Source organism: Streptomyces sp. NPDC088354, assembly GCF_044753585.1.
Lineage (GTDB): Bacteria > Actinomycetota > Actinomycetes > Streptomycetales > Streptomycetaceae > Actinacidiphila.
The window spans coordinates 132,974-153,462 of record NZ_JBIVNJ010000010.1 but is presented as its reverse complement, the minus strand read 5'-3'; the positions used below and the strand labels follow the sequence as shown (position 1 = coordinate 153,462).

Annotated in this window: 18 protein-coding genes and 1 tRNA gene; 9 read left to right on the top strand and 10 right to left on the bottom strand. The window is 74.1% G+C overall.

Annotated features, from left to right (window positions below):
- The first annotated feature begins 89 nt into the window (after positions 1-89).
- The 3 genes from ACIP98_RS17775 to ACIP98_RS17765 all read left to right on the top strand — a co-directional run bounded on the left by ACIP98_RS17775 (position 90) and on the right by ACIP98_RS17765 (position 4,058).
- The gene (locus ACIP98_RS17775) at positions 90-656 is read left to right on the top strand and encodes an NUDIX hydrolase (RefSeq protein ID WP_401976739.1); all 567 of its coding nucleotides are present in this window, start codon (positions 90-92) and stop codon (positions 654-656) included.
- Between the two features lie 200 nt (positions 657-856).
- Positions 857-2,218, top strand: coding sequence for an NAD(P)/FAD-dependent oxidoreductase (locus ACIP98_RS17770; RefSeq protein ID WP_401976736.1), 1,362 nt, complete (start codon positions 857-859; stop codon positions 2,216-2,218).
- A gap of 73 nt (positions 2,219-2,291) precedes the next feature.
- Positions 2,292-4,058, top strand: coding sequence for an acyclic terpene utilization AtuA family protein (locus tag ACIP98_RS17765; protein WP_319661946.1), 1,767 nt, complete (start codon positions 2,292-2,294; stop codon positions 4,056-4,058).
- Between the two features lie 440 nt (positions 4,059-4,498).
- Here the strand turns inward: ACIP98_RS17765 and ACIP98_RS17760 are convergent, their stop codons facing one another.
- From ACIP98_RS17760 to fahA, 3 genes are all read right to left on the bottom strand, one after another.
- Complete coding sequence (locus ACIP98_RS17760; protein ID WP_319661947.1) at positions 4,499-5,977, bottom strand: aminotransferase class V-fold PLP-dependent enzyme; 1,479 nt, start codon at positions 5,975-5,977, stop codon at positions 4,499-4,501.
- On the bottom strand, positions 5,967-7,391 hold the full coding sequence (locus tag ACIP98_RS17755) for an MFS transporter (protein ID WP_319661948.1): 1,425 nt from the start codon (positions 7,389-7,391) through the stop codon (positions 5,967-5,969). The genes ACIP98_RS17760 and ACIP98_RS17755 overlap by 11 nt, the downstream gene beginning before the upstream one ends.
- Positions 7,392-7,501: 110 nt before the next feature.
- A complete protein-coding gene (fahA, locus tag ACIP98_RS17750) occupies positions 7,502-8,752 on the bottom strand; it encodes a fumarylacetoacetase (protein ID WP_401976732.1) in 1,251 nt (416 codons plus the stop codon).
- A gap of 199 nt (positions 8,753-8,951) precedes the next feature.
- On the opposite strand from fahA, the gene ACIP98_RS17745 reads away from it, so the two are divergent.
- On the top strand, positions 8,952-10,268 hold the full coding sequence (locus ACIP98_RS17745; RefSeq protein WP_401976849.1) for a chloride channel protein: 1,317 nt from the start codon (positions 8,952-8,954) through the stop codon (positions 10,266-10,268).
- On the opposite strand, the gene ACIP98_RS17740 is transcribed toward ACIP98_RS17745, so the two are convergent.
- The 4 genes from ACIP98_RS17740 to ACIP98_RS17725 all read right to left on the bottom strand — a co-directional run bounded on the left by ACIP98_RS17740 (position 10,249) and on the right by ACIP98_RS17725 (position 12,801).
- Positions 10,249-11,673 carry a DUF2252 domain-containing protein gene (locus ACIP98_RS17740; RefSeq protein WP_401976848.1) on the bottom strand — a complete coding sequence of 475 codons (1,425 nt, stop codon included), beginning with the start codon at positions 11,671-11,673 and terminating at the stop codon, positions 10,249-10,251. The two genes, ACIP98_RS17745 and ACIP98_RS17740, sit on opposite strands and share 20 nt — an antisense overlap.
- Before the next feature lie 22 nt (positions 11,674-11,695).
- Positions 11,696-12,049, bottom strand: coding sequence for a hypothetical protein (locus ACIP98_RS17735; RefSeq protein ID WP_319661951.1), 354 nt, complete (start codon positions 12,047-12,049; stop codon positions 11,696-11,698).
- A gap of 106 nt (positions 12,050-12,155) precedes the next feature.
- On the bottom strand, positions 12,156-12,560 hold the full coding sequence (locus tag ACIP98_RS17730; protein WP_319661952.1) for a hypothetical protein: 405 nt from the start codon (positions 12,558-12,560) through the stop codon (positions 12,156-12,158).
- Between the two features lie 153 nt (positions 12,561-12,713).
- A tRNA-Leu gene (locus ACIP98_RS17725) sits at positions 12,714-12,801 on the bottom strand.
- A gap of 151 nt (positions 12,802-12,952) precedes the next feature.
- Here ACIP98_RS17725 and ACIP98_RS17720 point away from each other — a divergent pair.
- The 4 genes from ACIP98_RS17720 to ACIP98_RS17705 all read left to right on the top strand — a co-directional run bounded on the left by ACIP98_RS17720 (position 12,953) and on the right by ACIP98_RS17705 (position 16,281).
- Positions 12,953-14,311: a M20/M25/M40 family metallo-hydrolase gene (locus tag ACIP98_RS17720; protein WP_401976728.1), complete on the top strand. Its 1,359-nt coding sequence runs from the start codon at positions 12,953-12,955 to the stop codon at positions 14,309-14,311.
- A 141-nt stretch (positions 14,312-14,452) separates the two neighbouring features.
- Positions 14,453-14,686 carry a chaplin gene (locus tag ACIP98_RS17715; RefSeq protein ID WP_319661954.1) on the top strand — a complete coding sequence of 78 codons (234 nt, stop codon included), beginning with the start codon at positions 14,453-14,455 and terminating at the stop codon, positions 14,684-14,686.
- Positions 14,687-14,863: 177 nt separating this feature from the next.
- The gene (locus ACIP98_RS17710; RefSeq protein ID WP_401976726.1) at positions 14,864-15,211 is read left to right on the top strand and encodes a chaplin; all 348 of its coding nucleotides are present in this window, start codon (positions 14,864-14,866) and stop codon (positions 15,209-15,211) included.
- Between the two features lie 176 nt (positions 15,212-15,387).
- A complete protein-coding gene (locus tag ACIP98_RS17705; RefSeq protein ID WP_319661955.1) occupies positions 15,388-16,281 on the top strand; it encodes a chaplin in 894 nt (297 codons plus the stop codon).
- An 80-nt stretch (positions 16,282-16,361) separates the two neighbouring features.
- Here ACIP98_RS17705 and ACIP98_RS17700 read toward each other — a convergent pair whose 3' ends face one another.
- A complete protein-coding gene (locus ACIP98_RS17700) occupies positions 16,362-16,550 on the bottom strand; it encodes a DUF5703 family protein (protein WP_319661956.1) in 189 nt (62 codons plus the stop codon).
- Between the two features lie 47 nt (positions 16,551-16,597).
- Between ACIP98_RS17700 and ACIP98_RS17695 the strand changes: the two genes are divergently transcribed.
- Positions 16,598-17,215, top strand: coding sequence for a hypothetical protein (locus tag ACIP98_RS17695; RefSeq protein WP_319661957.1), 618 nt, complete (start codon positions 16,598-16,600; stop codon positions 17,213-17,215).
- A gap of 45 nt (positions 17,216-17,260) precedes the next feature.
- Here the strand turns inward: ACIP98_RS17695 and ACIP98_RS17690 are convergent, their stop codons facing one another.
- Positions 17,261-19,342, bottom strand: a complete 2,082-nt coding sequence (locus ACIP98_RS17690; protein WP_319661958.1) for a helix-hairpin-helix domain-containing protein — start codon at positions 19,340-19,342, stop codon at positions 17,261-17,263.
- A 40-nt stretch (positions 19,343-19,382) separates the two neighbouring features.
- A complete protein-coding gene (locus tag ACIP98_RS17685; protein ID WP_319661959.1) occupies positions 19,383-20,363 on the bottom strand; it encodes an aldo/keto reductase in 981 nt (326 codons plus the stop codon).
- Positions 20,364-20,489 lie beyond the last annotated feature (126 nt).

Genomic DNA, 20,489 nt, shown 5'->3' with positions numbered 1-20,489 from the left:
ACGGGCTGCCGCCCAGGGGAGGGGTGCGTGACGTCCGCGGTCGTGGCACCGTACGGAGATCACCGGCGACCGGACGGCGGAGGCGCGGCATGGACGACACGGACGACATGGACGACACGGTCGGGGCGGCGCGCTCGGCGGACGAGCTGCTGGACATCGTGGACGAGCAGGACCGGGTCGTCGGGCAGGCCCGCCGCGGCGAGGCGACCGCCCGCGGACTGCGGCACCGGTGCGTGTTCATCCTGGCCAGGGACGCCGGCGGCCGGATCTTCGTGCACCGCAGGACCGCCGGGAAGCTGGTCTTCCCCTCCCTGTACGACATGTTCGTCGGCGGTGTGGTCGGCGCGGGCGAGACGTACGACGACGCCGCCCTGCGCGAGGCCGAGGAGGAACTCGGCGTCAGCGGGCTGCCGCAGCCCACCCCGCTGTTCGGCTTCCTGTACGAGGGGACCGGTGCGGCCGCCGGCCACACCTGGTGGTCCCGGGTGTACGAGGTGCGCTGCGACCTGCCGGTCGCGCCGCAGGTGGAGGAGGTGGCCTGGCACGCCTTCCTCACCGAGCGGGAGCTGGAGGACGAGCTCCCGCGCCGCGCGTGGGTCCCCGACGGACTGGAGGCCTACCACCGGCTGCTCGCCCGGCGCCGCACCGCGCGCTGACCGCCGCCGCCCGCCGTGTGCCGCCGCCCGGCCCGGGTCCCGGCCCTTCTGCCCGGCGGGGCACCGCCGGTAGCGTGCCGCTCGCGCGCCCCGGTGTTCCGTTCGCGTCGCGACGGGGCCTGTGCGAGCGTGGCCGGAGGCGTATCCGCACACGCCGCGGGTAGGGAATCGGGCCCGAACGGTCCCACGGGAGGCGAGTGATGAACCGACCCAGGATCCTGGTCGTCGGCGGTGGCTTCGCGGGCATGGAGTGCGCGCACCGCCTGGAGCGCCGGCTGGCGCCGGACGAGGCCGACATCAGCCTGGTGACGCCCTGGAGCCACCAGCTCTATCTGCCCCTGCTGCCGCACGTCGCCGCAGGTGTGCTCACCCCGCAGGCCGTCGCGGTCCCGCTGCGCCGCATGCTGCACCGCACCGCGGTGATACCCGGTCGGGCGATCGGCGTGGACCCGGCGGCCAAGGCGGTGGTCGTCAGGAAGATCACCGACGAGGAGCAGGTGGAGGAGTACGACTACCTCGTCCTGGCGCCCGGCAGCGTCACCCGCACCTTCGACATCCCCGGACTCACCGAGTACGGCCGCGGCATGAAGACCCTCGCCGAGGCGGCGTACATCCGCGACCACGTCATCGCGCAGCTGGACCTGGCCTCCGCCACCACCGACCGGGCCGAGCGCGAGTCCCGGCTGCAGTTCGTGGTCGTGGGCGGCGGCTACGCGGGCACCGAGACCGCCGCCGTCCTGCAGCGGCTGACCACGGCCGCCGCCAAGCGCTACCCGCGCCTGGACCCGGCGCTCATCAAGTGGCACCTGATCGACATCGCGCCCCGTCTGATGCCCGAGCTCGGCGAGAAGCTCGGCCTGAAGGCGCTGCAGATCATGCGGGAGCGCGGCGTCGACGTGTCGCTCGGCGTGTCCGTCGCCGAGGTCACCCCCGACACCGTGACCTTCACCGACGGCCGCAAGCTGCCCTGCCGGACCCTGATCTGGACCGCCGGGGTCGTCTCCAGCCCGCTGGTGACCACGCTCGGCACCGAGACCGTCAAGGGCCGTCTCGTCACCGACGCCGAGATGCGCATCCCCGGCGCCGACGGGGTGTTCGCGCTCGGCGACTCCGCGGCGGTGCCGGACCTCGCGACCGGCGGCGGCGCCGTGTGCCCGCCCACCGCCCAGCACGCCATGCGGCAGGGCAAGGCCGTCGCCGAGAACGTGGTCGCCGCCCTGCGCGGCCGCCCGCTGGAGGAGTACCGGCACAAGGACCTGGGTCTGGTCGTGGACCTCGGGGGCGTCGAGGCGGTGTCCAAGCCGCTCGGCATCCCGCTCAGCGGGCTGCCCGCGCAGATCGTGGCCCGCGGCTACCACCTCGGCGCGCTGCGCACCTTCCCCGCCCGCTTCCGGGCGGCGGCGGGCTGGTTCCTCAACGCCGTCGCCGGCGACGACTTCGTGCGCACCGGGTTCCAGGCGCGCAGGCCGGCCGCCCTCAAGGACTTCGAGGTCACCGACATCTACCTCTCGCCGGAGGAGATCCGCCGCCACGTGGCGTCGCTGCGCGCGACCGCGGCCTGACCCCGGACAGCGCGGCACCACGGCACCGCCGCACCACCACATCTGAAGACCGACACCGCCGACGGCGAGGGACATGACCCAGCGACGAGACACCCTGCGGATCGCCAACTGCTCCGGCTTCTACGGGGACCGGCTCTCGGCCGCCCGCGAGATGGTCGAGGGCGGCCCCATCGACGTGCTGACCGGCGACTACCTCGCCGAACTCACCATGCTGCTGCTGTGGAAGGCCCGGCAACGGGACCCCGGCGCGGGGTACGCGGTCTCGTTCCTCGCCCAGATGGGCGACGTGCTCGGCACGTGCCTGGAGCGCGGCATCAAGGTCGTCGTCAACGCCGGCGGCCTCAACCCCGCCGGGCTCGCCGCCAAACTCGGCGAACTGGCGGCCCTCGCCGGGCTGAGCCCCTCGGTGGCGTACGTCGAGGGCGACGACCTCGTCGAGCGGCTGCCCGAACTCCAGGCCCAGGGCCACCACTTCGCGCACCTCGCCACCGGCCGCACCCTCGCCGACGCGGGCGTGCGGCCCGTCACCGCCAACGCCTACCTCGGCGCGTGGGGGATCACGCGGGCGCTGCGCGCCGGTGCCGACGTGGTGATCTGCGGGCGCGTCACGGACGCCTCCCTGGTGGTCGGCCCCGCGGCGTGGGCCTTCGACTGGGCGCCGGACGACTGGGACCGCCTGGCCGGGGCCGTCACCGCGGGGCACATCATCGAGTGCGGCGCCCAGGCGACCGGCGGCAACTACTCCTTCTTCACCGAGATCGAGCGCCCTGTGCACCCCGGCTTCCCCATTGCCGAGATGCGCCCCGACGGGTCCGCCGTCATCACCAAGCACGACGGCACCGCCGGCGCCGTCACCGTCGAGACCGTCACCGCCCAGCTGCTGTACGAGATCGACCGGCCCGCCTACCTCAACCCGGACGTCGTCACCCGCTTCGACACCGTCACCCTGGAACAACTCGGCCCCGACCGGGTCCAGGTCAGCGGCGCCCGCGGCGAGCCCGCCCCCGACACCCTCAAGGTGTGCCTCAACCACCACGGCGGCTACCGCAACACGGCGACCTTCGTGCTGACCGGTCCCGACATCGAGGCCAAGGCCCGGTTCGCGGAGGCGTCCCTGCTGGACGCCACCGGCGGGCCCGGGCGCTTCGGGACGTACGACGTCCACCTGGAGCCCACCGCGTCCGGTGCCCGGCTCACCCTCACCGTGAAGGACGCCGACAAGGACAAGGCCGGCCGCGCCCTGTTCTCCGCCGTGGTCGGCACGGGCCTGTCGACGGCACCCGGACTGCACATGGAGCACTTCTCGCCGAAGGCCACCGAGTACGGCGTGCACTGGCCCGCCCTGGTCCCGGCCGAAGTGGTCCGGCACGAGGTCGTGCTCCACGACGGCACCCGGGTGCCCGTGCCGCGTGCACCGGTGGTCGCCGCGGCGCCCGTGCCCGCCCCCGCGCCGGGTGCCGCGTCCGCCGTGCCCGCGCCGGGCGGGCCCACCGTGCGCGCCCCGCTGGGCCTGGTCGTCGGCGCCCGGTCCGGTGACAAGGGCGGCGACGCCAACGTGGGCCTGTGGGCGCGCAGCGACGCCGCGTACGCCTGGCTGCGGGACTGGCTGGACGTCGAACGGCTGCGCGCGCTCGTGCCGGAGGCCGCCGAGCTCCGTGTGAGCCGCCACGAACTGGCCAATCTGCGCGCCCTCAACTTCGTCGTGCACGGCCTGCTCGGCGAAGGCGTGGCCGCGTCCACCCGTCCGGACCCGCAGGCCAAGGGCCTCGGGGAGCAACTGCGCGGCCTGGAGGCCGACATTCCCGCCGCGCTGCTCCCGGCGCCGCGCGGTGAGGCGTGAACATCCCCGTGAGCCATCTCGACGTGCGTCTTCGGACCCCCGCGTGCGGCGGGCGCCGGGACGTGTCCGCCGCGCCCGTGCGCGACCTGCTGACCGGTCGCGTCGTCCCCCTGGAGGGCGAGCCGCGAGTGCCGTTGGCGCGAACGCTGGTCCGCGGGGGGCTCGTCGGGTGCGCGGGCGGCCGGGCGTCCCCGGCGCGGAGCGCGTGCCAGGGACGCGAAGGCTGACGCTGCCCGCGTCCGCGGGACGACCGGGTGGGGGGGTCCGGCGAGTGGGCGACGGTATGGGCGCTCGCCGAGGACCGCTTCGGCGGCGCCATGTTGGCGGACGGCCTGCCCGGCGCGGGGTCGGGGGTGCACTCCGCGTGGGCCGTCCGGTCGCGGATTCGCCCCGACCGCCGCGACCCGCGGACCTCGCAGCCGCCCGCGCCCGGCGAGGCCTCAGACCCGGAAGACCGAGCCGACGAACTCCGTCAGCAGGCGCTCCTTGAGGCGGCCCGGCAGGGCGTCCAGGAGCGCCAGCACGGGGGCCATCCGGCGCGGCAGTTCCGATCCGCCGCCGAGGCCCGCGAAGGCGAGCACCCCCGCCACCTCCTCGGGGCCCAGGGTGTCCGGGTCGAGCCCGGCCGCGAACTGCGCGAGCCCGGGGTCCACGGTGACCGGCGCCAGGGTCCGCGCGGCCTTCAGGGCCGCGTCCAGGTCGGCGAGCAGGGCGTCGACCAGCCCGGCCGACGCGGGAGTCAGGGTGAGGTGCAGATTCGGCGGGAGCCCGTCGAAGGACAGCTGCGGCTGGAGGTACCAGCCGCGTTCGCGCATCTCGTCGGCCAGGTGCAGCAGCAGGCCGAGATCGGGCGCGCCGTCCGTCCCGAGCAGGGTGAACGCCACCAGCCCTGCCCCCGGGTCGCCCAGCACCCGTACGCCCTCCACGGCGCGCAGCCCCGGCAGCAGCCGGTCGGCCGCCCCGGCGGTCCGCTCGGCGAGTTCGCGGTAGCCGTCCTCGCCGATGTACCGCTGCACCGCCCACGCCTGGGCCAGCAGCCCGGCCGACTTGGTGCCCTGCACCGTCGGGTTGACCACCGGGTAGCCCGGCCAGCCCGCGTGCGCGAAGTACTGGTGGCGGCGCAGCTCCGCGTCCCGGTACAGCACGACCGAGGCGCCCTTGTCGGCGTAGCCGTACTTGTGGAGGTCCACCGACAGCGAGGTCACCCCGGGCACCGACAGGTCGAACGGCGGCACGTCCCGCCCCGCCCGCCGCAGATGGGGCAGCAGCCAGCCGCCGATGCAGGCGTCCACATGGCAGAGCACCCCGCGTGCGGCCGCCGCGGCGGCGATCTCCGTCACCGGGTCGATCACCCCGTGCGCGTACGACGGAGCGGAGGCGACGACGAGCGCGGTGCGGCCGGTGATCGCCGCCGCCATGGCCGCCGCGTCCGCCCGCAGGCTCTCTTGGTCCACGGGAACGGTCACCGTCTCCAGACCCAGGTAGCAGGCGGCCTTGTGGAACGCCGCGTGCGCGGTCGAGGGCAGCAGGAGCTGCGGCTCCATCACCCCGCGCACGGCGCGGGCGTGGTCGCGGGCGGTCTTCACGGCCAGCAGGATCGACTCGGTGCCCCCGCTGGTGAAGGTGCCCTGCGCGCCGGGCGCGCCCAGCAGCGCCACGGCCGCCGCCACCACCTCGTTCTCCAGGCGGGCCACGCTGGGGAAGACCGTCATGTCCAGGCCGTTGACGGCGGCGAACTCCGTGTACGCGGCGGCGGCCAGCTCGTCCACCCCGGCGAGCCCGGAGTCGTAGACGTAGGCGAACGTACGCCCGCCGCGGGTCGGGGCGTCCTGCGCGCGCAGCGCCCGCAGCTCGGACAGCACCTCCTCGGCCGGCCGGCCGAGGGGGAACGCGGGGGTGGGAACGGGCTCAGTGGGCATGGTCGTTCGTGTCCTCGGAAGAGTCGGTGGCCTCGGGGCCGGGCGCGGCCGCCGCCGGGACCGGGGCGTCCTCCCGGTAGCGGTGCAGCAGCCACAGGCTCGCCGCGGCGAGCACGGCGGGCAGCAGGCTCATGCCGGACGCGATGCCGGTCAGGGCGGCGCCGGGCTGGTCGACGCGGTGCGCGGCGTCCGACGAACGGAACCCGGTCACCGCCAGGACCAGGGCGAAGACCCCGGCGCCCAGCGCGAGCGCGAGGGTCTCGGCGGCGGTCCACAGCCCGGTGAAGGTCGCCGCCCGGCGCCGCCCGGTCCGCACGGCGTCGGCGGCCAGGGTGTCGGCGAGCATCGTCAGCGGCAGCAACTGCAGCCCGGCGTAGGCGATCCCCACGGCCGCCACCGCCGGGTAGGCCAGCGCCGGACCGGCGAACGGGGTCAGCGCGAGCAGCGCGGCCGCGACGACGAACAGCGACGAGGCGCACCACTGCGCGTACTTGGGGCCGCGCGCCCGGGCCAGCCGGTTCCACAGCGGCATCACCAGCACCAACGGGCCGATCATGCAGGCGAACAGCGGGGTGACCGCCCCCGCCGCGCCGAGGGTGTACGTGGCGAAGTACTGCACCCCGGCCAGCATGATCCCGACGGCGAGCGCCTGCAGCCCCCACATGCCCACCAGGAAGAGGAAGGCCGGGTTCTCCCGGGCGGCCGCCAACTGCGCCCGCAGGGAGGGCTCCGCCGCGCTGCGGGCGACCGACGGGGCCCGCCGGGTGAAGTGCCATGCCCCGAGCGTGCCGGTCAGCAGGATCAACGCCACGACGACGCCCATCAGCCGGTAGCTCCCCGGGGTGTCGCCCCGCTCGTGCGCGATCGCGGGGGCCAGCGCCCCGGACAGCAGGATCGCCACGCCGAGGAACCCGACCCGCCAGCCCAGTACGCGGGCCCGTTCGCCGGTGTCCTCGGTCATCTCGGCGGGCATCGTCACGTACGGGACCTGGAAGACCGCGTAGGCGGTCGCGGCCAGCAGGAAGAAGGCGGCCACGTAGCCGGCCGCGGCCGCGCCCCGCAGCGGCGGCGCCGCGAAGACCAGCGCGAACAGCGGCGGCAGGGTCACCGCCCCGGCCAGCAGGAACGGCCGCCGCGAACCCCCTTGCAGCCGGCTGCGGTCGGCGGCCGCCCCCACCAGCGGATTGATCAGCACGTCCCACGCCTTGGGCAGGAACACCGCCGCGCCCGCCACGGCCGCCGGGACGGCCAGCACGTTCGTCAGGTAGTAGAGCAGGATCAGCCCCGGCACCGTGCCGAACGCGCCCGTGCCCAGCGACCCCAGGCCGTACCCGATCCGCACCGCGCGCGGCAGCGGCGCGGCGGGCGGGCGGCCGTGGTCGTCTGGAGGGGCGGTGGGCAGCGTTCCGGGCATGGGTTCCCTGCGGGCCGGGGCGGACGGCGGAGCGACAGGGCCAGGAGATCACAACGGGCCGCGCACCGACAGATCCGGGCACGGTCCGATTCCCCCGCGCTTGCCGCGGCTCACCCCTGCGGGGGTGCGGCCACCACCCGGCCCGCGACCTCGCCGAAGCCGATCCGGGTGCCGTCCGGGCCGGGCGCGGTCGCCGTGATCACGACCTCGTCCCCGTCCTCCAGGTACGTCCGCTCCGTCCCGTCGGCGAGTACCAGCGGCTCCTCGCCGTTCCACGTCAGCTCGATGAGCGCGCCGCGCTGTGCCCGCTCGGGGCCGCTGACGGTGCCGGAGGCGAAGAGGTCCCCGGCCCGCAACGAGGCGCCGTTGACGGTCATGTGGGCGAGCATCTGCCCGTACGTCCAGTACATCGTGGCGAACGGCGGCCGCGAGACCACCTCACCGCGCAGCCGCATCTCCAGCGCGATGTCCAGGCCGCGCGGCGGGGCCGAGCCGTCCTGGTCGTCGAGGTACGGCAGCAGCGCCGCGTCGCGGGCCGGCGGGGCGACGCGGGCCGCGGCGAGCGCGTCGAGGGGGACGACCCAGGGCGAGACGGAGGTCGCGAAGGACTTGCCGAGGAACGGGCCCAGCGGCACGTACTCCCAGGCCTGGATGTCGCGGGCCGACCAGTCGTTGACCAGGCAGACGCCGAAGACGTGGTCCTCCGCGCCGGCGAGCGGCACGGGCGTGCCCTGCGCGGTCGGGCCGCCGACGACGAAACCGATCTCCGCCTCGACGTCCAGCCGCCGCGTCGGCCCGAAGTCCGGGACGGCCTCGCCCGGCGCCCGGCGCTGGCCGCTCGGCCGCACCACGGGCGTGCCGGAGACCACCACCGTGCCGCTGCGGCCGTGGTAACCGATCGGCAGGTGCTTCCAGTTGGGCGGCAGCGCCGCGCCGTCGGGACGGAAGATGCGGCCGACGTTGGTGGCGTGGTGCTCGGAGGCGTAGAAGTCGACGTAGTCCGCCACCTCGATCGGCAGGTGCAGCGTGACCGCCGTCCGCGGCAGCAGGTGCGGCTCGACCGCCGGGCGGTGCGCCGGGTCGGTGAGCCAGCCGGTGAGCAGCGCGCGGACCGCCGTCCACGCCGGCCGCCCCGCCGCCAGCAGCGGGTTGAGCGACGGCGCCGACAGCAGGGCGGCCGTGGCTGCCGCGAGGTCCCCGTCCGTCGCCGCGACCGCCCCCGCGTCGAGCACGTACTCCCCGACGGCCACGCCGATCCGCCGCTCGTGCGGCCGGTCGGCGGTGGTGAACACCCCGTACGGCAGGTTGTGCACGCCGAAGGGGGAGTCGTCCGGCACGGCGACCCAGGTGGGGGCGGCCATGGCACCTCCATACGCGTCAGCGCCGCGCCTCCTCGCGCGGTCGGCTCACCCTAGCGTCCAGCGTGGCTGAGGACGCCGGACGGCTCGCGTCGGTAATGTCGCGAGAACCGCACAGGTCGCGAATGGTGCGCCGCGACGAGAGGGGAAGGCGATCTCCGGGACCGCGAACCAGCCGCAGGAAGCCGACCAGTTGCGGAACCTGCTGCGTCAGCCGCACTACCGCAAGGTGCTGTTGTCCTCCGCCGTGCTGGGCATCCCCGTCTCCTTCCTCGCCTTCTGGTTCCTCGTCGGCCTCCACGAACTGCAGAGGCTCGTCTGGGAGGACTGGCCGCGGCATCTCGGCCACGCCCAGCCGCCCTGGTGGTGGCCGATCCCGCTGCTGGCCGTCGCCGGCCTGGTCGTCGGTCTGGTCGTCACGCGCTTCCCGGGCGGCGGCGGCCACATCCCGGCGTCGGGACTGCACTCGGGCGGTGCCACCGCGGCGGCGGTGCCCGGCGTCGTCGTGGCGGCCGTGGCGAGCCTGCCGCTCGGCGCCGTCCTCGGCCCCGAAGCGCCGCTGATCGCCTTCGGCGGTGGCATCGCGCTCGTCTTCCGCAACCTGGTCCGCGCGTCCCCCACCCCCAGCAGCAACGTGCTGCTGGGCGCCGCCGGTTCCGCGGCGGCGATCGCGACGATCTTCGGCAATCCGCTGGTGGCGGCGGTGCTGCTGATGGAGGTCGCGGGCGTCGGCGGTCCGCAGCTGTTCGCCGTCATGCTGCCCGCCCTGCTGTCCAGCGGAGTCGGCGACATCGTCTTCACCGGGTTCGGGCGCTGGACCGGCCTCAAGACCGGCGGCCTGGACATCGGCCTGCCGCGGCCGCCCGCGCTCGACGTCGGCGACGTCGTGTGGGCCGTCCTCATGGGCCTGGTCGTGGGCATCGTCGTGCACTGGATCGTCGTCGGCGGCCGGCACGCGGCCGTCCTGGTCTCCCGCAGCCCGCTGCGCAACACCGTCGCCTGCGCGGTCGCCGCGGGCGTCTGCGTGGCCGCCTACGCCCTGCTGACCGGGCGTTCACCGGCCGAGGCGGCGCTGTCCGGGCAGAGCACACTGCCCCAGCTCGCCTCCGACCCCCACGCGTGGCCGGTCACCGCCCTCGTCGCCGTCCTGGTCCTGAAGTCCCTCGCGTACGCCCTGTCCCTGGGCAGCCTGCGCGGCGGCCCGATCTTCCCGGCCCTGTTCCTCGGCGGGGCCTGCGGCGTGCTCGTGGCCCCGCTGCCGGGCTTCGGCCTCGTGCCCGCCATGGCCGCGGGGATGGCCGCCTCGTGCGCCGCGGCGATGCGGCTGCCGGTCAGCACGGTCGTGCTCGTCGTCCTGCTGCTGGGCAACGCCGGGACGGTGCCGGTGGTCGTACTGGCGGCCGTGGTCGCCTTTGTCACCACCGAACTGCTGCCCCAGGGCCCGGACATCCCCCTGTTCGGCCGCGCCGGGGACGGGGAGCCCGCGGCCGCCCCGGACGTCAGGCCTCCCGCGCGGTGACCCGGCCGGTCCGCACGGCCTCCAGGAGCGCCCGGTGGTCGCGCTCGTTCTGGTCGGCGTACAGCTCGGCGAACTCCGCCAGCGCCCGGTCGAAGACGTCACCGCGGCCCAAGTAGGCGGCGATCGCGATGCGGTCCCCCGACCGCGCGTGCGCGCGGGCCAGCGTGGCCCCGCACACCCGGCCGAAGATGCCCATCACCCGCGGCGACATCGTCTCGGCCACCACGATGCCCTTCCAGTCGCGCAACTGGCGCACGTAGAAGTCCCGCCGCCGGCCGTCGATGCCGTGGACGCGTTCCCAGCCCAAAAAGATGTCGCTCGTGGCCTGCATCAACCGCTGCCCGGCCACCACCCGCTCGCCCTGCGTCCGCTGCAGGCAGGCGCCGGCATGCCGGGCCAGCACCGACTCGTCGGCCTCCTTGGCCTGGAGGAACAGCGGGTCCTCGTCGTCCTTGCCGAGCAACAGGACGATCCAGCAGCGCGTCCCCACACTGCCCACCCCGACGACCTTGCGGGCGATGTCGACGACCCGGTACTGCTCCAGCAGGGCGCGGCGGTCGGACGGCAGGGTGTGGCCGTAGCGCTCCATCAGCCGCCCCAGTTCCCGCGCCACCCCGGAGTTCAGTGCGTCCGGCAGATCGCGCAGCGGCGTCAGCAGCGGCGGATCGGGCACGATGCGCCGCTCGCCGTCGACGATGCGGGTGAGCTTGACGAACGCCTGCAGCGTGTCGTGCGAGCGGGCCCGTTCCTGCGAACGCTCCCAGCGTGCCCGGTCCCGCGCGCCGAGCAGCGGGGCGAACTGCTCCTGCAGCCGTTCCGCCTCGAAGTGGGCGTACCAGACGTCGAGATTGCCCATCCGGGCGAAGCGGCGCATGTACTCGCGGTACCCCCCGACGGCGGCCAGGACGGTGGCCGCACGCTCCCTGGCGGAGAAACCGGCCGCCCGGCCCGCGATGACGAGACTGGCGGCCAGGCGCTTGACGTCCCACTCCCAGGGGCCGGGCAGCGTCTCGTCGAAGTCGTTGATGTCGAACATCAGCCGCCGCTCGGGCGAGGCCAGCAGCCGGAAGTTCAGCATGTGCGCGTCCCCGCACAGCTGCGCGCGCAGCCCCGTCACCGGCGTGCCCGCGAGGTCGGCCGCCATGACCGCCGCCGCGCCCCGGTAGAAGCGGAACGGAGACTCGGCCATCCGGCCGTACCGGATCGGCACCAGCTCGGGCACCCGGCGCGCGGACTGCTCCTCGATCACGTCGACCGGGTCGGCCCGGTCCGGCGGGGGCGCCCAGTGCGCGTGGTCCGACCGGGGCGTGGTCCGCCGGGCCGCCCTGCCCAGCGCGGACCGTTCCCGCGGCGAGAGGTGCTCCCGCACGTCGGGCGCGCCCGGCTCGTCCTGCTCGTCGGTCATGGCGGCCACGGCGGCACCGTCCCTAGTGGCTTCCGCCGACCACAGTGAAGCTCTTCCAGGGGGCCTGGCCGGGCACGCCCGGGTCGCTGGTCTGCGAAGGCAGGTAGAACTGACTGGTCCCCGCGGCGTTGTGGCAGTCCTCCTGGGTGTACAGGACCACGTCGTTGACGGTGTTGTTGTCGATGTTCTTCGCCCCGGGAGCCGTCAGCGGGTGGCACCCGTCGACCGAGGGGCTGTCGATCTGCTGCGGCTTGCCGTCCGTGGTCGTGTAGACCAGGGTGCCCACGGCCTGGTGGGTCATACCGGAGCACGCCGCGGTGCCGAGGAGCAGAAGCAGGGCGCCGGCGTGAAGGCCGGGCCGGCGGAGAGCGGCCATGGTGAGCGTCCTCGTCTGTACGGGGGACCGGTACTGAGGGCAACGCTGCCGCGTGCGCCGGACCCTGTCACCCGCAGCGCGACCAGTCGGCTGAATCGGCGCGGCCCTACACCGCCGCGTGCCTCCGCCCCGGGGCGGTGCACAGGGCCCAGATGACGACGCCGTCGAGGAGGATCATCGCCAGGGCCCAGAACGGGATGTACGGCAGCCACATGAAGTTCGCCAGCATCGACAGGCCGACGATCACTGCGCCCACCGTGCGCGCCCACAGCGCGCCCCGCAGGAGCAGCAGTCCGACGAGGACGACCAGCACGCCGAGGACGAGGTGGATCCATCCCCAGGCGCTCAGGTCGAACCGGAAGGTGTAGTTGCCGGTCACGACGAAGACGGTGTCCTTGGCGATCGCGGCGACGCCCTGGAGGATCGCGGAGATGCCACCGAAGATCATCAGGACGGCGGCGAGGACGATCCATCCGGAAGCCGCGGAGCCGTCCGTTCGCGAAGTGGCCATGGTGGGCTCCTTACTCTTCGGAACCAGCGTGCCACGGTCCGCAGCGGACGGCACGCGGAGCGTGCCCGGTCCGCGGGGCCGGGGGATTCCGGGCCCGGGAACGCCGATGGGCGGCACCGCCGGAATCCGGCCGTACCGCCCATGGGCTTCACGTGGTGTCCGAGGGGGGACTTGAACCCCCACGCCCGATAAAGGGCACTAGCACCTCAAGCTAGCGCGTCTGCCATTCCGCCACCCGGACAAGGTGTCCGCCGCCCGGCGCTTGGGCCCGGCGACGTGGAAAACAATAGCAAACATCCGGGGCCCCTCGATCAATCCGCCCGCCGGACCCTTGTGACGGCCGTATGACGGGGCCCGGGGGGCCTCGCGGCCCGCGGGGGAGGCGGGGGAGGATGGGGAGATCGACGAACGAAGGAGACAGCGTGAGCGAGTCGAGCTCGGCCGCCCGTACGACCACCGGCGAGGACGAGGTCGCCGACCTCTGTCGTGACCTCATCCGCATCGACACCAGCAACTACGGCGACCACTCGGGTCCCGGCGAGCGGGCAGCCGCCGAGTACATCGCCGAGAAGCTCGCCGAGGTCGGCCTGGAACCGCAGATCTTCGAGTCGCACCAGGGCCGGGCCTCCACCGTCGCCCGCATCGCCGGCGAGGACCCCTCGCGGCCCGCCCTGCTCATCCACGGCCACACCGACGTCGTGCCCGCAAACGCCGACGACTGGACCCATCACCCGTTCTCCGGCGAGATCGCCGACGGCTGCGTGTGGGGCCGCGGCGCGGTCGACATGAAGGACATGGACGCCATGACCCTGGCGGTCGTGCGCGACATGCTGCGCAGCGGACGCCGTCCGCCGCGCGACATCGTGCTCGCCTTCCTCGCCGACGAGGAGGCCGGCGGCGTCTACGGGGCCCGCTACCTGGTCGACAAGCACCCGGAGCTCTTCGAGGGGGTCACGGAGGCGATCGGCGAGGTCGGCGGCTTCTCCTTCACGGTCAACGAGGACGTGCGGCTCTACCTGATCGAGACCGCCCAGAAGGGCATGCACTGGATGCGGCTCACCGTGGACGGCACCGCCGGCCACGGCTCCATGACCAACAACGACAACGCGATCACCGAGCTGTGCGAGGCGGTCGGCCGGCTCGGACGGCATCGGTTCCCGGTGCGCGTCACCAAGTCCGTCCGCGGCTTCCTCGACGAACTGGGCGACGCCCTCGGGACCGATCTCGACCCCGAGGACATGGAGACGACGCTGGCCAAGCTGGGCGGCATCGCCAAGCTCATCGGCGCCACGCTGCGCAACACCGCCGCGCCGACCATGCTGGGGGCCGGCTACAAGGTCAACGTGATCCCCGGCCAGGCCACCGCGCACGTGGACGGGCGCTTCCTGCCCGGCTACGAGGAGGAGTTCCTGGCCGACCTGGACCGTATCCTCGGTCCCCGGGTCCGGCGCGAGGACGTGCACTCCGACAAGGCGCTGGAGACGACGTTCGACGGGGCGCTCGTCGAGGCCATGCGCGCCGCGCTGAAGGCCGAGGACCCGATCGCCCGGGCCGTGCCGTACTGCCTGTCCGGCGGGACCGACGCCAAGTCCTTCGACGACCTGGGCATCCGCTGCTTCGGGTTCGCGCCGCTGCAGCTGCCGCCCGACCTCGACTTCGCCGGAATGTTCCACGGCGTCGACGAGCGCGTACCGGTGGACGGTCTGAAGTTCGGAGTGCGGGTGCTCGACCGCTTCCTCGCGAGCAGTTGAAACGACTCGCCAATTATCGACAATTCCTGCCGCTTAGCCGAAAAGAGTGAATGAATCCCAGCGGCAGTAGCGCGCCTTGTGTCCACTCGTTGGTTCCTGTGCGGTCCGAAGTTGGGGCCGTTTTGCCAACGAGGAGGAAAAATGATCAAGAAGGTCGTCGCTGCTGCCGTGGTCACCGGTGGGCTCGTGGCTGCGGGTGCCGGCGTGGCCGTCGCCGACTCCGGCGCCCAGGGGGCCGCGGTCGGTTCCCCGGGCGTGCTGTCGGGCAACGTGATCCAGGTTCCGGTGAACATCCCGGTCAACCTGTGCGGTAACACGATCAACATCGTGGGACTGCTGAACCCCGCCGTCGGCAACGTCTGCTTCAACAGCTGACATCGCTTCGGGCCTCTTCGAAGGCCCGATCCCGGCCGGCCCCGTGAAGCCCCTCACGGGCTTCGGGGCCGCCCCGGCTGGGGGAGTGCCGGTTTTCGTGTCCGGGGGGTCATTCATTCCCCCGGCGGGTATCGCCCGTCGGTTTCCGTATCCGGAAAAGCAAGGCAAGGAAGCACAATGCGACAGGTTGCAAAGAAGGCGCTGATCACTGCGGTCGCGGCCGGCGGTGCGCTCGCCGTCACCGGCGGCATGGCCCACGCCGACTCCCACGCGAACGGCGTCGCCGCGGGCTCGCCGGGCGTGCTGTCCGGGAACCTGATCCAGGTTCCGGTCAACATCCCGATCAACCTCTGCGGCAACACCATCAACGTGGTGGGCCTGCTCAACCCGGCGGCGGGCAACGTCTGCATCAACGGGTCCTTCGGGCACCGCGAGGTCCGCGTGTACAAGAAGGGCGGCGGCTTCCACAAGCCCATCGGTGGATACCGCGACAAGGACGGCTACGCCGACAAGGACGGCAAGTGACGTTCTCTCGGGCCTCCTTGGAGGCCTGAAACCGGTCGGCCCCGGAAATGCCCTGTGCGCTTCCGGGGCCGCCCCGGTAGGGGAGGCGAAATTCTGACGTCCGGGGGGGCGACCATTCCCCCGGCGGGCATTGCCCGCCGGTTTCCGTATCTGGAAAAGCAAGGCAGGGACATTCCATGCGACAAGTCGCGAAAAAGGGGCTTCTCACCGCGGTCGCGACCGGCGGCGTGCTCGCCGTGACCGGCGGTATGGCCGCCTACGCGGACTCCAACGCGTCCGGCGTTGCCGCCGGCTCGCCGGGCATCGCGTCCGGCAACGCGATCCAGGTTCCGGTGAACATCCCGGTGAACGTCTGCGGCAACACCATCAACGTGATCGGCCTGCTCAACCCGGCGGCCGGCAACACCTGCGTCAACGGCTCTTCCGAGCGCCGCGAGGTCCGCGTCTACAAGAAGGGCTTCCGCAAGCCCGTCGGCGGCTACCGCGACAAGGACGGCTACGGCGACAAGGACGGCGGCCCGGGCCGTTCCGTCCGCGGTGTCGACTCCGCCTTCGGCAGCCGGGGCAACGACGGCGGCCGCGGCTTCGGCGGCAACGACGGCGGCCGTGGCTTCGGCGGCGGCTTCGGTGGTGACCGCGACGGCCGCGGCTTCGGGCACGGCGGCGCCTCGGCCCACGCGGCCGCGGTCGGCTCGCCCGGCATCCTCTCCGGGAACGCCGTCCAGGCGCCGGTGAACATCCCGGTCAACGCCTGTGGCAACTCGATCAACGTGGTCGGCCTGCTCAACCCGGCGATCGGCAACACCTGCGTGAACGCCGGCGGCTACGGCGGCCACTACGGCGGCGGCAAGGGCCACGGGCACCACCCGCGCCCGCACCGCAACATCCCGCGCGGCAACGACGACTACCCGGAGCACAACTACCCGGAGCCCGCGGGCGTCCCGGGCGGCGGTGGCCCCAGCCTGGCCCAGACCGGCACCGAGGACGTCGGCACCGCGCTGCTCACCAGCGCCGGCCTGCTGCTCGGCGGTGCCGTGCTCTTCCGTCGCGCCCGCGCGGCGCGTCGCTGAACGCCTCCGTCTCCCCCCGTGGGGCGGCATGTGAGGAAAGGGGCCCCGCAGGCGCGGGGCCCCGCTTCATGTGGCGCACATCACCATGTGGCGCGGACCTGGCGGATGATTCTTCGGCGCAGCCGGACCCGGCGGCTGCCGTCGGGGTAGAGGCGGAGACGGTCCAACTCCCAGTGCCCGTACTCCGCATGGTCGGTCAGTAGCCGCTGGGCCTCCTTGCGGGAGACGCCCCGTGGCACGTACACATCTCTGAATTCGTATTCAGGCATCGCATCTATTGTGCGGGGAGCGCCCCAGTACGGATAGCGTCTTCCGCATGTCTGATGCCGCGCAGCCCGCTGTTGCCGAGGTACGAGCCGCCGTCGAGGCGGTGAAGGCCGCTCTGGACCGCCACCTGGCCGCGGTCGAGCACCGCACCGGGGAGGACGATCCCGCGGTCTACCAGGCCTTCGAGGCCCTGGCCTCGGCGGCCGAGGCCTATGACGAGCTGCTCTACGACACCTACGACGAGGTCACCCCCTTCGAGGTGCCGCTCGGGGACACGCTGCCCGAGTACGACGGTCCCGAGCAGCCGAGCGCGGTCAGCGTCCTGATCCGGCGCGACTACACCGTGGGCGACTCGCAGCGCCTGGTGCAGCAGGCGGAACGGGTCTCCGACACCGGCCCCGAGGGCGGCCCGGATGTCGCGGCCGCGATCGGGGTCCTGTTCGGGGAGTACGAGCCCGACGAGATCGCCGAGCGCCACAAGGAGTTCGGCCTGGTGGAGGGCGACTCCACGGTCTGGGTGACCGCGGTGGAGCCTGCGGAGCCGGGGGAGTGGCTGGCCAGCCCCTTCGAGCAGGCCGATCCGCGGCACCTGATCTGCCGGTTCGACGTCAGCGCGGTCTTCGACGAGGAGAGCGACGTGCTCGGCGCGGACCGCAGCGAGGCATGACGGACCGAGGGGGGCCCGGGCATGCCCGGACCCCCCTCGGTTGCGCTACTGCGCCTGTGCCGCCTGCTCGCGGAGGATGTCGCGCAGCCGCGTGGTCCGATCCCTGGCCGGGATCTCCGCGACGGCGCGGGGCAGCGCCTGGTCGACGCCCTGGACGACGGAAAGGTGCCGCTCGCCCCGGCCGAAGGCGGTGTAGATCCAGGCCCGGGTCAGGGTCTGTGCCGCGTCACCGGGCAGCACGACGACAGCGGCCGGCCAGCGGCGCCCGACGGCCTGGTGGGCGGTGACCGCCCACCCGTGACGCACCTGCGCGGCGACGGCCTCGGGCGGCACGACGACGGAGGCCCCGTCGCAGTCCACGCGCAGGCCCTCGTCGCCGCCGGCGGTCACGGTGCCCGGCACGGTCCGGCCGGGGGCGGGGGCCAGCAGCACCCGGTCCCCGGGGTCGAAACCGCCGAAGCGGCCGGGGCCGGGATTCAGCCGTTCCTTGAGCGCCGCGTTGAGCACCCGGGTACCGGCGGCACCGCCGTGGCCCGGGGTGATGACCACGGTGCTCGCGGCGGGCACCCCGATGACCCGGGGCACGGAGTCCGCGACCAGCTGCACCGTGCGGTGCACCGCCTCCCCGGCGTCCCGCACCGGGACGATCACAACCTCCTTCTCCGGCGCCTCCACCTGCGCGAGCTCACCGATGCCGATCCCCGACACGAGCTCGCCGATCGGGCCCGGGTCCGGCGTGCGCGAGGCGACCTGCGGGCACACCTTGGCGGCGGCCAGGTCGGCGAAGACCCGTCCCGGACCGGCCGACCACAGCGCCATCGGGTCGCCGGAGAGGACCAGGCGCGCGCCGTCGGGCACGGCCTCGACGAGTGTGGCCGCAGCCTCCACGTCCAGCTGCGGCGCGTCCAGGACCGCCAGCAGGTCCAGCGCCAGCGTCCCGTCCTCGTCCCGTCCCGGTCCCTCGTGGCCGGCGAGCAGGCCCGCGACGGTGGCCACCGCGTCCTCGCCCGCGCCTGCCGCGGCCAGCCGCCTGCGGCCGTCCTCGGTGGCCGCGGCGGCGTAGGCGCGCAGTCCGAGCGCCCGGGCGGCCGCCACCAGGGCCGCGGGCTCGGCACGGGCCTCCTCGGCGCCGTGGTGGACGACGAGACCGCTTCCCGCGGCCGCGCGCACGAGGGCCCCGGCGGACGAGGAGGGCGCCGCGGCGGCCGCGGCCTCCCAGCCCGGTGCCTCCTGTCCCTCGCCCGGGGAGAAGGTGTTGAGCAGCCGCATCAGGCCGTCGGCCAGGCTCTCCTCCGCCATCGCCCACCGGTCCAGGCCGAGCAGCAGCCGTACCGGCCGTTCGGCGTCCTCCTCGTCGTCGCCGCCCGCGGGCTGCGCGGGTGCGGCGTTCTCGTCGGCGACGTGGAAGAGCAGCGCCAGGCCGTCGGTGACGGCCGCCTTGAGCGCGTCGTCGGCGGCGGTGACCGCGTGCCGGCCCAGGGCCGCGCCGAGCGCGGGCCATTCGACCGCCGTGTGCCCCTGCTCGGCCGCCTGTTCCAGCAGCCGGACGACCAGGGCGCGCACCCGGCGCTCGTCCTCCGGGCCGGCGGCGCCGCCCAGCAGCGCCTTCGCGAAGCCGTCGGCCTGGTCCACCCGGACGCCCGGCACGGACAGCACCTGCCACGGGTCCTCGCGCAGCGCCTCGCCGGCCCGCTCGCCGAGCGCCGCGACGGCCGCCTCCGCGAGCCCCTCCGGCGCGCCGCCCGCGGCGAGCACCGTGCGCGCGGCGGCCACCGCGTCCCCGCTGAGCAGCGCGGGAACGGGCGCCGGGGCCACCGCGGCGGGGGAGGGCGCGGGCACCGGCGAACGCTCCGGAGCGGGGCGTGCCGGGGCGGTGCGGCCCCTGGGCACGGCCGCCGGCCGTTCGCCGCGCTCGATCGCCCGCACCGCGGCGGCCAGGTCCGTCAGTTCCTCGGGGAGCTGCGAGCCGACGCCTTCGGTGGACGGGCGCGGGCGCCGGGGCGGCGGCGCCTCCTCGCCGGTGCCGTCCGCGGCACCGGCGGACTGCGCCTGCGCCGCGTCCGCACCGGGCGCCGCCTCTGCTGCGCTGGGTTCCTCGCGGTCGCGGTCGTCGCGGTCCTCGGTCACGGTGGCCTCCGTAGTAGGGCGGACTACCTCCGGAGGACGCTCACAGCGTGCTCCAGTCGTGGTCCGGATAGCGGTGCAGCGGCGCCGAAACGTCGTCCAGCGCCTGGCAGATCTCTTCGGGAAGACTAAGGGCCTCCACTGACAACGCCGCTGCCAGCTGCTGTGCGTTGCGCGCCCCGACGATCGGCGCCGTGACCCCGGGGCGGTCCCGCACCCAGGCCAGGGCCACCTGGAGCGGCGAGGTGGCCAGCCCGTCGGCCGCTATGGCGAGTGCGTCCACGATGAGCCGGGCCGTCTCGTCGAGGTAGGGCGCGACGAAGGGCGCCATGTCCTCGGAGCCGCCCCGCGAGTCGGCCGGGGTGCCGTGCCGGTACTTGCCGGTGAGCACGCCCCGCCCCAGCGGGGAGGAGGGCAGCAGGCCCACCCCGAGGTCCAGGGCGGCGGGCAGCACCTCGCGCTCGATGCCGCGCTGCAGCAGCGAGTACTCCATCTGCGTACTGGACAGCGGCGTCCGCGTCTGCACGGCCCGCTGCCAGGTGGCGGCCTTGGCGAGCTGCCAGCCGCAGAAGTTGGAGACGCCGACGTACCGCGCGCGGCCCGAGGTGACGGCGAGGTCGAGGGCCTGCAGTGTCTCGTCGAGGGGTGTCGTGGGGTCGTACGCGTGCACCTGCCACAGGTCCACGTAGTCCGTACCGAGCCGCTGCAACGAGGCGTCCAGGGCGGCGAGCAGGTGGCCGCGGGAGGCGTCGAACCGCCGGTCGGGGTCGGGGACGCTGCCGGCCTTGGTGGCGATCACCAGGTCCGAGCGCGGCACCAGGTCCTCGACCAGCCGGCCGAGCAGGTACTCCGCGCCGCCGTCGCCGTACACGTCGGCCGTGTCGACCAGCGTTCCGCCGGCCTCCCAGAAGGCCTTGAGCTGGTCCGCGGCGTCGAGTTCGCCGGTGTCGCGTCCCCACGTCAGCGTGCCGAGCCCGAGCCGGGACACACGCAGTCCGGTACGGCCGAGGTGCCTTTGCTCCATGACGGCTGACATTACTGGTCAACGCCGCTATTTGGGCCCGTGTGACGTACCAGACGGGCGCCGTGCCGCCGTCAGGACGATATGGTCCGCAGAACAAGGACGTTACTGACTGGTAAGGGGAGCGCT